Here is a 12,591-nt window from a genome sequence, read left to right on the forward strand (position 1 = left end):
GTATACAAACACCCCTATTATCGGGGGCAGCGTCTTTTGTTAATAACAGCCCGGGCCCCTCTTTTTTACGCTCGGCGTCCAAACCGACGCCGAGCTTCTCGAACGTGCTCTGACGCATCGCTCCTATGCCTACGAGCATGGCGGCATCCCGCACAACGAACGACTGGAGTTCCTCGGGGACTCCGTGCTCGGCCTTGCCGTGACCGTGATGCTGTTCACCACGCATCCTGATCTCGATGAGGGTGCGCTGGCGAAACGACGTGCCAGCGTGGTCTCGACGGTGGCGCTGGCCGAGGTGGCCCGCGGCATCGGGCTCGGCGCCCACCTGCGGCTCGGGCGAGGCGAGGAGCAGACCGGTGGTCGCGACAAGGATTCGATCCTCGCCGACACCATGGAGGCCGTCTTCGGTGCGACCTACCTGTCGGCAGGCCCCGACGCCGCGACCGAGCTGGTGCTGCGTCTGACCGAGCCGCTGCTGGCCGATCCGGAGCGCTACGGCGCGGCCATGGACCCGAAGACCAGTCTGCAGGAGCTCGCGGCGCGCCTCGGAGGTCCGCCGCCCAGCTACACCGTGCTGTCGGCCGGCCCGGACCACGACCGGGTGTTCACCGCCACGGTGACGGTCGGCGAACTGGCCTGCACGGGTTCGGGCACCAGCAAGAAGACCGCCGAGATGGCCGCCGCGCTCACCGCGTGGCGGCGCCTCAGCGAGCGCGCCGAGATCCCCGGTGCCTGAGCTTCCCGAGGTCGAGGTGGTCCGCGCGGGCCTGGCCCCGGCGGTCGTCGGTGCGCGCGTCACCGCGGTCGACGTGCACGACGACCGCGCGCTCACTCGGCACCCGCTCGGCGCCGAGGACTTCGCGGCGCGTCTCGAGGGGCGCCTGGTCACGGCGGCCGCCAGACGGGGCAAATTCCTCTGGCTGCCGCTGCAGAGCGACGACGAAGCCCTCACCGCGCATCTCGGCATGAGCGGGCAGATGCTGCTCAGGGCGCCGGATGCAGCGGCCGAGCGCCACGAGCGCATCCGTCTGCACGTCGAGCATCCGCTGCACGGCCGCCTCGCCGTCGTGTTCGCCGACCAGCGGACCTTCGGCTCGCTGGCGGTCGACACCCTGCTCGACACGCCCGACGCGATGCCGGGCGGTCATGGCAGCACCATCGCGCGCGTGCCGTCGCAGGTCGCGCACATCGCTCGCGACCCGCTCGACCCCGCCTTCGACGACCGCGGGTTCGTGACGGCGGTGCGGCGCAGGGCGAGTGCGATCAAACGCATCCTGCTCGATCAGAGCCTGGTCAGCGGCATCGGCAACATCTACGCGGACGAGTCGCTGTGGGCCGCTCGCATCCATCCCGAGACCCACGGGCGGTCGCTGTCCGCACAGGCGGTGCGCCGGCTGCTCGGGGAGGTGCAGGTGGTGCTCGAGAAGGCGCTGGCCGAGGGCGGCACCAGCTTCGACGTGCAGTACGTCAACGTGAACGGGCAGGCAGGTTATTTCGCGCATTCCCTGAACGCGTACGGACGCAGCGGGCAGGCGTGCCCGCGTTGCGGCGGGCCGATCCTGCGTGAGGCGTTCATGAACCGGTCATCGCACTACTGCCCGCGCTGCCAGCGGCGTCGCTGAGCCTGCCGTGCCGTCCAGGATGGCCGGCCCCGATCGAGGTCGGCCATCGCGGACGTCGGCGTCGCTCAGGCCGGTGCGAACGCCTTCGCCAGTAGCGGACGGGTCGCCAGGGTGCTGAGCCACACCAGCAGGATCCCCGCGGTGAGCACAAGTGCGATCGTCATCAGCGACAGCGGATCGACGATCAGCGCGAGGCCGATCAACGGGAAGACGACGACCGCGGCGACGAGGGCCGATCCGACCGCCGTCAGCAGCAGGGGGGACATGATCGCGCGCCGGCGGGCGGAATCGACAGTCTTCAGCGGCATGCCCAGCTGGTGCAGGCTGCGATGCAGCGGCCGCTGATCGAGGGCATCCGCCGCCTGGGTCACGCCGACCGACGCCGCGACCATGAGGAACGAGCCGACCAGGGTGATGATCAGACCGGTGCGCATGTCGACGATGAGCTCGAGATCCTGCGGCGCGGCGCCGGCGCTCATCACGTTCATCGTCGAGACGCCGGTTCCCGCGAACACGCCCATGAAGCTCGCCATCGCGATGCCGCCGACCTGACGCCACGCCGCCTTTGGATCGTCGAGCACGGTGCGCGCCGCCAGCAGCCGCTCGGGCGTCGACGCGCGCTTCGCCTGGCGGCGTGCCCCCACCGCGAGCGCCCACGGACCGACGAGATTCAGCAGAGCGAGCGTCCCGCCGAAGAGCGCGGCCAGCACCACCGCCACCGAGAGGGATGCCGCGAGGGAGGGAACCGCCTGCGCCAGCAGGAACGCGCACGCCAGCAGGACCGCCGCCAGCACACCGCGGATCCAGTGCACCCCCGTCGCCTGCGCCCGCATGCGCACCCCCAGAGGCGAGATGATCACGCGCCGCAGCCCCATGATCGCGCTCACGGCGGCCAGGACCGCCGTGGCCGCGCAGACCGAGGCGATCGCGGCGGGGGAGAGCAGCACGGCTTCCGCACCGAGCGGTGCACCGCGGAACGGGATGAGCCCCACCAGAGGCACCAGCAGCAGGTGACCGAGGATGCCCGCGAGCACTCCGGCCGACGCGATGATGGTCGATTCCGTCACCGTGACCACGCCGACGCCCGCCGGGGTGACCCCGAGCAGCCGGAGCGTGGAGAGCCGCTCGTCCCTGCGCCGGGCCGAGAGGCGTGCCGCGGCGCCCGCCACCGAGGCGAGAGGCACGACGAGCAGAACCAGGGCGACGGCGGCGAGCGCCTGATAGACCACGGCATCCGGGTCGCTCCACGTCCAGAACGACTGCGCGCCGCCCACCACGGTCAGCGTTAGGGCGGTCACGATCGCGAACGCGGTGGCCGGGATGACGATGGTCGCCGTGCTGCCGGGCGCCGGGCGCAGCAGCATCCGCATCACGCTGAGATTCATGCGTGCACCTCGGCGGCGGGCGCGGTCTCCGCGGCGACGGCGCCGTCGCTCATGCGCAGGGTGCGCGAGCATCGGGCCGCGACCTGCGGGTCGTGGGTGACGACGACGAGTGTCCGCCCCTGTCCCGTGGTCGACCACAGCAGGGCGTCCATCACCTCCGTCGAGGTCTGCGAGTCGAGCGCCCCGGTGGGTTCGTCGGCGAAGATGAGTTCGGCGCCGGTCACCTGCGCTCGCGCGATCGCCACTCGCTGCGCTTGGCCGCCGGACAGCTCGCCGATGCGACGGTCCTCCATGCCGGCGAGTCCGAGCGCGTGCAGCCAGGAGGCGGCGTGGTTCGTCGCGTCCTGACGCTTCATCCCGTTGATCATGAGCGACAGAGCGACGTTCTCGATCGCGGTCAGCTCGGGGATCAGCAGTCCCTGTTGGAAGACGAAGCCGAAGCGCTCACGACGCAGCTTCGAGCGGCCGGTCTCCGACAGCCCCGTCACGTCGATGCGCTCGCCCGTGGCCGGAGCGAAGACGACGCCGCCGGTCTCGGAGTTCACGATGCCCGCCAGCACGTGCAGCAGCGTCGTCTTCCCCGAACCGGAGGCGCCCATGATGGCGAGCGACTCGCCACGCCGCACCTGGACGTCCACGCCGGCGAGGGCGCGGGTCGGGCCATAGGACTTGAACAGGGAGTGCGCATGCAGGACGAGATCGCTCATGGATCCAGCATCCGTGAGCGAACCGGGCGGGATCATCGCACCAGCGGATGATCCCGCCCTCGCCCCGTCATCCTCTCGGATGATCCGGGGTCAACGTCGTTCAGGCGAGTCGCTTCTGCCACGCGCCCGCGTACGACACCGGAGCGAAGCCGAGCGCCTCGTTGATGTCGAGCATCGGCCGGTTCTCCTCGGCGTTGAAGGTGCTGATGCGGGGGGACAGCGGGGCGATCCGACGCCAGCGCAGGATGTTCGCGCACTTGACGACGATCCCGAGCCGATGTCCGCGGTGCTCCTTGAGCACGAGCGTGCAGTACTGATGCGTGACCCCCTCGGGATCGGCACCGATCGCGAGCTCGTTGAACGCCGCCAGCGTGCCGGTCGGCACGTGCTCGACCGCCGCCACGGAGACCGTCTGACCTCCGTCGAGGAAGCGGGCGTCGCGTCGAGCGATCCGCTCTGCGTCCCAGGTCTCCTCGTCGACCTCGAGCCCTCCGCTCGGAGCATCCGTCGACATGCGCGACAGCGCCCACGCATAGCCGTCGCGACGCTCGGGCGGTGTCGGAAGTGTCCACTCCACCACGCGGTACTCTTCGCCGGCGACGGCGAGAGCCGCGTCGAGCGCGCTCTGGATCGGCGTGAGGTCGCCCTGCAGATCGAAGGCGCTGGTGCGCTCGACCTGCTCGAGCGCGTACCCGCTGTCGAGCAGGAGCGCCGCGAGCGGGCTCCGCGGGATCTCACCCCACCCGGTCGCCGGAGTCAGCATGGCCCCGGTCCGGTCCGCGCGGTGCAGAGTCCACGACTGGATGACACTGCGGCCGAGCTGCCGCACCTCGTCCTCGGCGCGCGCCAGTAGTGCCTGCTCGATGCCGCGTCCCCAGTTCTCCGGGAGGACCATCAGGTCGATCTCGGCGCTGGTCGGCTCGGCGACGGCGTAGTACAGCGTGATCGCGCCGACGAGGACGCCGCCCTCGCGCGCGAGCAGCGTGCGACGCACGGTGTCGGTGCGGTCCTGCCAATGCGGCAGCAGCTCCTCCGCCGTGCTCTGCAGGTCGAGCAGGCCGGTGTCATTGAGGCAGACCGCGTTGTTCAGCGCGACCGACGCATGGAAGTCGGCGGCGTCCACGTCATCCAGCCGGCCGGGGACGGTCATCTCGACGATGGTGAGTGCGGTGAGCGCGTCGATCGTGCTCATGTGAGGACCTTCTTCCAGGCGCCTTCGTAGGCGATGGGCGTGAAGCCGACGGCTTCGTTGATGGAGAGCATGGGCCGGTTCTCCTCGGCGTTGTACGTGACGACCCGGGGCGAGAGCGGGTACCGCTCGCGCCAGGACAGCAGCCCGGCGCTCTTCACCAGCGTGCCGAGACGGTGCCCGCGATGATCCGACAGCACGAGGGTGTCCTCCTGATCGGTGCTCGCGGAGTGATCGGCGCGGATGGCGAGTTCGTTGAACGCGCAGAGCTCACCGGTGGCGATGTGCTGCGCTGCCGTGACGAGCACGGATGCTCCACGAGCCGCGTAGCGCGCGTCGTGTCGCCGTACGCGATCGGCGTCCCACATCTCGACGGGCATCCCGAGCTCCGCGTCCGGCACGTCGGTGGACATCCGCGATTTCATCCACGCGTAGCCGTCGATGTGCGCGTCGGGGGTCGGAAGCATCCACTGCACCACCCGGTAGTCCCGGGAGTGCATCTCGGCGTCGCGTCTGAGCGCCTCGAGTCGTGCGACGGTGGAGCCGTCCCAGACCAGCGCGCTGACCCGCTCGACCTGCTCCAGCGTGAAGCCGTGCCGGATGAGGAACCGGGCGGAGCGCTCGCGGGGAACAGCGCCGAACCCGGTCGGCGACGGAAGGACCCCGTCCGCGTCGTCACCGGCATGGTGTTCGCTCCAGCCCACGAGCTTGCGAACGCCCTCGTGGCGCGCGCGATCCTCGACGAGCCGAAGCACCGCCCCTCCGATCCCGCGGGACTGGTGCGCTCTGCGCAGGGTGACCGTGCCGAACGCTGTGGCCGCGCCGTCGTCCTGGAAGACGTTCAGCGCCGCGCATCCGACGACAGCGCCACCGATCTCGACGTACCACTGGCTCCGCCGCATGTCCGCGTCGCCGTAGAGCAGCGGCAGCAGCGCTTCGGCGGTCTGTGCGTCGTCGTCGCGTCCTGTCTGCTCGCGGATGCACGCGTTGCGGACGGCTGCGTACTCGCGCACGATCGGGCTGGGCCCCGCGTCCGCCCGAGCGGGAAGCTCGAGCGGACGCAGGGTGGCGCCGGCGGGAAGTTCGACCATCATCTCCGCTCCTGCCCTCACAGCATCCTGCGCTGCAGGTCGAAGGTCAGCAGGGCGATCGCCTGCCGCTGGTCGAGCGCGAGGCGCTTCAGCTCCTCGCGCTGCTGGTGCCTCGCGGCCGCGTCCGTGCGGTCGACGTCCTCGGAGCGCAGGCTGCGCTCGAGCAGCCAGAGACCGACGCGGAGGCTGAGACGATCGGCCAGCGCGAGCTGACGGCGGTCGTCGTGATCGGGGATGGTGAGGATCTGACGATCCTCGGTATCCGGTGGATGGATGGACGTGTTCTGCCGCCGATCGGCGGTCAGCAGTGTGGTGCTCACAGTGCGTGCTTTCTTTCGATGGATGGGTGCGGACATCGCGGAGGATGCGCACAGCGCGGACGGCGCAGGCGCATCCGGGAGAAGACGCGCGGGCGGAGAGTCGCCCGCGCGCGGGAGCCCGTGAGAACGGGGCGGGAGCCTGCTGCGCGAAAGGCAGCGGCGTCGATCATCAACCGGACGTGAGACGTCGGGCGAGTCGAGAGTGGGGCGTGGCGGTGCTAGCCTGCGACGCCGGCGAAGGTCACCGGGAGCGCGGCGTTATGCGCGCCGACAGCAGCTGCGGCGTGGCGCCGGCTGTTTGGCTTCGTGATCATCATCGGTGACCTCCTCTCGTGTGATCGGAGAGTCACGCTAGCGACAATTCCCATCCGCCGTCAAGCATTTCGTCGATTCTTCGGCGTGTCGCGGCATCCGACATCCGTCGAAGAGGCGGGCGATCCGGGTGGGGCCGCGCGGGCTCCCGGTTGCGCGCCGTCGTTCCGGTAGCGTGTTGCCGTGCTCCACGCGAACGCTCATGCCCTTCCGACGCCGGGAGCTGCGGCATGCATCTGAAGAGCCTGACGCTCAAGGGCTTCAAGTCGTTCGCCCAGCCGACGACCTTCGTGTTCGAGCCGGGTGTGACCTGCATCGTCGGGCCGAACGGCTCGGGCAAGTCCAATGTGGTCGATGCGCTCGCGTGGGTGATGGGGGAGCAGGGCGCGAAGACCCTGCGCGGCGGCAAGATGGAGGACGTCATCTTCGCCGGCACCTCGACCCGCGGGCCGCTCGGCCGGGCAGAGGTGCAGCTCACGATCGACAACGCCGACGGGGCGCTGCCGATCGAGTACGCCGAGGTGACGATCAGCCGTACGCTGTTCCGCAACGGCTCGAGCGAGTACGCGATCAACGGATCCAGCTGCCGGCTGCTCGACGTGCAGGAGCTGCTCAGCGACTCCGGCCTCGGGCGGGAGATGCACGTGATCGTCGGGCAGGGCCGACTCGACACCGTGCTGCAGGCCTCGCCAGAGGACCGGCGCGGATTCATCGAAGAGGCGGCCGGAATCCTCAAGCACCGCCGGCGCAAGGAGAAGACCCTTCGCAAGCTCGATGCGATGGAGACCAACCTCACCCGGCTCAGCGATCTCGCCGGTGAGATCCGCCGTCAGCTGAAGCCTCTCGGCCGGCAGGCCGAGATCGCCCGCGAGGCGCAGACGATCGCCGCGGTGGTGCGGGATGCGAAGGCGCGGCTGTTCGCCGACGACGTCGTGGCGCTGCGCACCGCGCTGGCCGACCACACCCGCACGGAGCACGAGCGGCACACCGAGCGGCTCGTGCTGTCGGAGCAGCTCGACGCGGTGCGCGCGAACATCGCCCGGCTCGAAGCCGAGCAGAACTCCGTCGCCGTCGATGACGCACGCCGGGTGGCGTTCGGCCTGGAACAGGCGCAGGAGCGGATGCGGGCGCTGTACACCCTCGCGAACCAGCGGCTGGCGCTGCTGGGCACCGACGACGACGATACGGTCACCGCGATCACCGTCACGCAGGACACCATCGACGAGGCCAAGGACGAGATCACCCGGATCTCGGATGGACTCGGCGACGCGCAGGACGCCGCTGCGGCGGCGAGCCGCGCGGTCGTGAACGCCAGAGCCGAGCTGGACACGCTCGATGTCGACATCGCCGAGCAGAGTGCCCTGGTCTCGGAGTACGACATGCGCCTGACGGCGCTGCGCGGTAACGCGGATGCCGCCGCATCCGCTCTCGCCGCCGTGCGCGGCGCGGTGCTGCGTCAGGAGAACGCTCTGGAAGCCGCGCACGCCCGCAGGCGCGAGGCTGCGGAGGCGCTCGAGGCGATCGAGGACGCCGAGACTCCTGACGGCTCCGCCGCGGAGTTCGCCGCGGCGTACGAGGACGCCCAGAAGGAGCTCAGCGCAGCCGAGACGGAACGGGACTCGCTGCGCGAGCGTCTCCATGACGCCGAACGCGAGGCCGGCGCCCTGACGGCGAAGGCCGCGGCACTCGGCAGTGCGCTCGCGCTGTCCGGAGGAGCCGCCGAGATCGTCGCATCGGGTGCGTCCGGCGTGCGCGGGCTCGTCGGCGACTCCGTGCAGGTGCAGGCCGGCTTCGAGGCGGCGATCGCGGCCGTTCTCGGCCCTCTCGCCGAGGGCGTGCTGGTCGACGGCGTCGACCAGGCCTTCGCGCTGATCGCGGACGGCGGCGCCAGAGGCACGGTCGATATCGTCATCGCCGGGGCGTCGGCGACGTCCGAGACGATCGTCGTCGACATCCCGGGTGCGGTTCGAGCCGTCGATGTCGTGGACGCCCCTGACGGCGTGCGGGCGATCCTCGACTCCGTGCTCATCGCCGATGATCTCGCGGCGGCGCGGTCGGCGCACACCGCGCTGACCGCGGTCTCGGATTCGCGGACGACCATCGTCACGAGGACCGGCGAGGTGGTGACGGCCCACACCATGCGCGCCGGTTCAGGCGAGACCTCTCGTCTGGAGCTCACCGCGGAGCGCGACGCCGCCACCGAGCGCCTCCAGGAGGTCCGGGTCGTCGTCGACAGCCTGCGGGCCGCCCGCGGTGATGCGACCGAACGGGTCGAGCAGGCACGGCGGCGCTCGAAGGACGCGCTGCAGGCGCTGCGCGAGCACGACGCGGCGCTCGCCACCCACGCCGAGCAGGTGAATCGGGTGACCGTGCAGCACGAGGCGGCGGCCGCGGAATGCGACCGGCTGGAGACCGGCCTCGCCCAGGCGCAGTCCGCCGTCGCCGACGCGGAGAGCGCGGCGCAGAGAGCGAGCGCCGAACTGGCCGCGTCGGAGTCGGAGCCGCGACCGGTGCTCGACGCCTCGGCCCGTGACGGGCTGTTGGAAGCGCTGGAGACCGCGCGCGAGGGCGAGGTGCGCGCCCGGCTGGACGTCGAGACCCTGCGGGAGCGGGTCCGCGCCGCTCAGGCGCGCGTGGTGGCGCTCGAAAAGCAGCGCGAGCACGAGCGCGATGCCGCGGCCGAGGCGGCCAGGCGTGCGGTGATCCGGCGTGCGCAGCGCGAGGCCGCTTCTGCCGTCGCCGACGAGCTGCCGCGCGTCCTCGACTCCCTCGACCGCTCCGTCACCGAGGCGCGCATCGCCCTGACCAAGGCCGAGGAGGAGCGGTCCGCGCACAACGAGGAACTCACCGTGCTGCGCACGCAGGAGGGATCGCTGCGCGAGCGACTCGCCGGGTTGACCGAGAGCGTGCACGGACTGGAGCTGCAGATCCACGAGAAGAAGCTGCACCTCGCGGGTCTGCTCGAACGCGTGGCATCGGAACTCGCCCTCGACGAAGATATTCTCGTAGCGGAATATGGTCCTGACCAGCGCGTTCCGCGTGATCCCGATGCGACGGATCACGATGACGATGCGGCGATCCCTTACGACCGCCGCATCCAGGAGCGGCGGCTGAAGGACGCGGAGCGCAAGCTGACCCAGCTCGGCAGGGTGAACCCCCTGGCGCTCGAGGAGTTCGCGGCGCTCGAGCAGCGTCACGCGTTCCTCACCGAGCAGCTGGCCGACCTGACCAAGACCAGGCAGGATCTGCTGACGATCATCGCCGACCTCGACGAGCGGATGCAGGTCATCTTCGCGGCGGCGTTCGAGGACACTAGGCAGGCGTTCGGCGAGGTGTTCCCGCTGCTCTTCCCCGGTGGCTCCGGCAGCATCTCTCTGACGGATCCCGACGACATGCTCAGCACGGGGATCGAGGTCGCGGTGCGGCCGGTGGGCAAGAAGATCGAGCGTCTCTCGCTGCTCTCCGGCGGGGAGCGGTCGCTGGCCGCGGTCGCGCTGCTCGTGGCCATCTTCAAGGCGCGGCCGAGCCCGTTCTACATCCTCGACGAGGTCGAGGCAGCGCTGGACGATGCGAACCTCGGGCGGCTGCTCACGGTCTTCGAGCAGCTGCGCGAGAACTCGCAGCTGCTCGTGATCACGCACCAGAAGCGCACGATGGAGATCGCCGACGCGCTCTACGGCGTCTCGATGCGCCAGGACGGCGTCTCAGCGGTCGTGGGTCAGCGGGTCGGGGATCGCGCCGCGGCATCCTGACCACCCGGCCCGCGGGGTGCGTCGTGCGCCGTCCGCAGCCGGGCGTCGAAGGCGCGCACCGCCGGTGCGAATCCCGGCAGGTCCTGCGGGCGGTGCCCGGCGCCGGCCAGCACGACATGTTCCGCCCCTTCGCCGGTGAGCAGCCGGGCGATCTCCTCGTACTCCGCGTTCCAGCCGCCGGTGACGACGAGCGTCGGCAGGTCGCGGACCATACCGACGCGCACGCCGTGACCCCACGGCAGCTCGGCGACGGACCAGTGCTCGGCGACCGCGCGCTCGCGCTTCCAGCCCTCGTCATCGGCCGGGTCGAACGACCCGGCGAACATCACCGGTCGCAGGATCGCCCAGAACGCCCGCAGACCCGCCTCATCGACCTGGGCGCGTGCCTCGGTGATCGCGGCGATGTGCTGCTCGACGGCGCGGTGACCCCGCGCGACGTCATACAACGCCGGTTCGACGAGTACGAGACCCGCCGGGCGGACCAGGCTCGCGGCCAGCACCGCCGCGACCCCGCCGATCGAGTGGGCGAAGACGACCGTGCGGCCGGGCTCGATCGCATGGCGCAAGCGCGCGGCGCAGTCCGCCACCGGCGCGCCGGGCGCGAAAGCGAGGAAGCGGTCGTGGTCGGCATCCGCGTCCGGCCAGGCCTCGAGACCCGCGCGGTTCGCACCGTGCAGGCGGAGCCGCGGAGGGATGCTCATCCCGTCACCCTAGCGACCGCGCCCGAGAGCGCGGCACCGTAGGCTGGTCGCATGGCGGAGAAATCCTGGTCCCTCGGTCGCGCACTGCGCGGCATGTTCGTCAAGCCCACGATCGACGAGACGACGTGGGACGACCTCGAGACGGCGCTGATCACCGCCGACTTCGGCCCCGACATCACCGAGCAGCTGATCGACGAGCTGCATGAGAAGGTCGACCGCTATCGCACCACTGATCCCAGGGATCTGCAGCGGATGCTGCGTGAGACCCTCGAGGAGCGCTTCGCGAAGTTCGACACCACACTCAAGCTCACCGAGCGTCCGGCCGTGGTGCTCGTGGTCGGCGTGAACGGCGTCGGCAAGACCACGACGATCGGCAAGTTCACCAAGTTCCTGCGCGGCTTCGAGCGCAGCGTCGTCGTGGGCGGCGCCGACACGTTCCGCGCCGCGGCGGTGGACCAGCTCGCGACCTGGGCGCAGCGCGGGGGAGCGGCGATGGTGCGTCCCCAGCATGAGGGGCAGGATCCGGCGTCGGTGGCCTACCAGACAGTGGAGTACGCGCGGCAGCAGGGGATCGAGATCGCGATCATCGACACCGCCGGCCGGCTGCATACCAAGGGCGGCCTGATGGACGAGCTCTCCAAGGTGCGCCGCGTCATCGAGAAGCAGGCGCCGATCAGCGAGGTGCTGCTCGTGCTCGATGCCACCACCGGGCAGAACGGGGTCATGCAGGCCGAGGCGTTCCTGCAGCATGCCGGTGTCACCGGGCTCGTCATCACCAAGCTCGACGGCTCCGCCAAGGGCGGATTCGTGCTGGCCGTGCAGGAGCGCACGGGCATCCCGGTCAAGCTCCTGGGTCAGGGCGAGGGGATCGACGACCTCACCGGATTCACCCCGCACGTCTTCGTCTCGTCGCTCGTCGGCGCGTAGGGCTACCGCCGCACTCGAGAGGCTGGTTTCATAGCGATATGGCGATCGAACACGACTACTTCGGGGTTCTCTCCTCGGGACCCGACGGTGCCATCTTCTGGACCGAGCGGGTCGAGTTCGGCGACCAGTCGGTGACGGTGGATCTCACCGCGCCGGATCAGGATGACGTCTCTCAGGACGCGCTGGACATGGCGGCCGCGCTCATCGCGGGCATCGAGAACCTCGACGCCTCAGTGCGCCGCGCGATGCTGAGCGAGGTCGACGACCGCACCAGCGAGGTGACGGAGTACATCCTGCAGCAGCAGGAGGCGTTCGGGGAGGACCTCGAGGACGTTCTCGTCGATATCAGCGGGGACGCCGCCGTCGACATCATCCGCTCCCTGCGCCTGACGAGCATGACGATCCTCGCCGACGAGCACGGCGGCGACGACCCCTTCGCGGTGATGGAGTACGCACTCGACGCCGATGCGACCGACGAGGTGCTGCTGGTCAATCTCGGCTCCGACGGCGCGGTGCTCTCGGTGATGAGCGCGGACTAGATCCCCGTGCCCCGCAGGCCCCGGGCGCGCGACCCCGCTGCGGAGG

Annotated in this window: 10 protein-coding genes and 1 pseudogene; 5 read left to right on the forward strand and 6 right to left on the reverse strand. The window is 70.5% G+C overall.

What is annotated here, in order from left to right; genetic code table 11:
* Nucleotides 1-70: 70 nt before the first annotated feature.
* Both rnc and mutM read left to right on the forward strand, forming a co-directional pair.
* Nucleotides 71-736 (forward strand): annotated as a pseudogene (gene rnc / locus ACFWH5_RS08580) (ribonuclease III); the annotation flags it as partial.
* Nucleotides 729-1,622, forward strand: a complete 894-nt coding sequence (gene mutM / locus ACFWH5_RS08585) for a bifunctional DNA-formamidopyrimidine glycosylase/DNA-(apurinic or apyrimidinic site) lyase (protein WP_378833993.1) — start codon at nt 729-731, stop codon at nt 1,620-1,622. The pseudogene rnc and the gene mutM, both read left to right, overlap by 8 nt.
* A 65-nt stretch (nt 1,623-1,687) precedes the next feature.
* Here mutM and ACFWH5_RS08590 read toward each other — a convergent pair whose 3' ends face one another.
* The 5 genes from ACFWH5_RS08590 to ACFWH5_RS08610 form a co-directional block, all read right to left on the reverse strand.
* Nucleotides 1,688-3,007 carry a permease gene (locus ACFWH5_RS08590; protein WP_378833994.1) on the reverse strand — a complete coding sequence of 440 codons (1,320 nt, stop codon included), beginning with the start codon at nt 3,005-3,007 and terminating at the stop codon, nt 1,688-1,690.
* Nucleotides 3,004-3,714, reverse strand: a complete 711-nt coding sequence (locus ACFWH5_RS08595; protein ID WP_378833996.1) for an ABC transporter ATP-binding protein — start codon at nt 3,712-3,714, stop codon at nt 3,004-3,006. Before ACFWH5_RS08595 ends, ACFWH5_RS08590 begins: the two co-directional genes overlap by 4 nt.
* A 100-nt stretch (nt 3,715-3,814) precedes the next feature.
* On the reverse strand, nt 3,815-4,906 hold the full coding sequence (locus ACFWH5_RS08600; RefSeq protein WP_378833997.1) for a GNAT family N-acetyltransferase: 1,092 nt from the start codon (nt 4,904-4,906) through the stop codon (nt 3,815-3,817).
* Complete coding sequence (locus tag ACFWH5_RS08605; RefSeq protein ID WP_378833999.1) at nt 4,903-5,994, reverse strand: GNAT family N-acetyltransferase; 1,092 nt, start codon at nt 5,992-5,994, stop codon at nt 4,903-4,905. The genes ACFWH5_RS08600 and ACFWH5_RS08605 overlap by 4 nt, the downstream gene beginning before the upstream one ends.
* A gap of 17 nt (nt 5,995-6,011) precedes the next feature.
* A complete protein-coding gene (locus ACFWH5_RS08610; protein WP_378834001.1) occupies nt 6,012-6,314 on the reverse strand; it encodes a hypothetical protein in 303 nt (100 codons plus the stop codon).
* 542 nt (nt 6,315-6,856) lie between these two features.
* Here ACFWH5_RS08610 and smc point away from each other — a divergent pair.
* A complete protein-coding gene (gene smc / locus ACFWH5_RS08615; RefSeq protein WP_378834002.1) occupies nt 6,857-10,378 on the forward strand; it encodes a chromosome segregation protein SMC in 3,522 nt (1,173 codons plus the stop codon).
* Here smc and ACFWH5_RS08620 read toward each other — a convergent pair.
* Nucleotides 10,345-11,079 (reverse strand): alpha/beta fold hydrolase, encoded by a 735-nt coding sequence (locus ACFWH5_RS08620; RefSeq protein WP_378834004.1) that lies wholly within the window; start codon nt 11,077-11,079, stop codon nt 10,345-10,347. The two genes, smc and ACFWH5_RS08620, sit on opposite strands and share 34 nt — an antisense overlap.
* Nucleotides 11,080-11,130: 51 nt before the next feature.
* Here ACFWH5_RS08620 and ftsY point away from each other — a divergent pair, with 51 nt between their 5' ends.
* Together ftsY and ACFWH5_RS08630 are read left to right on the forward strand one after the other, a co-directional pair.
* Nucleotides 11,131-12,006 (forward strand): signal recognition particle-docking protein FtsY, encoded by an 876-nt coding sequence (gene ftsY, locus ACFWH5_RS08625; protein WP_378834005.1) that lies wholly within the window; start codon nt 11,131-11,133, stop codon nt 12,004-12,006.
* 38 nt (nt 12,007-12,044) lie between these two features.
* Nucleotides 12,045-12,545, forward strand: coding sequence for a DUF2004 domain-containing protein (locus tag ACFWH5_RS08630; protein WP_378834006.1), 501 nt, complete (start codon nt 12,045-12,047; stop codon nt 12,543-12,545).
* Nucleotides 12,546-12,591 lie beyond the last annotated feature (46 nt).

Source organism: Microbacterium sp. NPDC058345 (assembly GCF_042723855.1).
Lineage (GTDB): Bacteria > Actinomycetota > Actinomycetes > Actinomycetales > Microbacteriaceae > Microbacterium.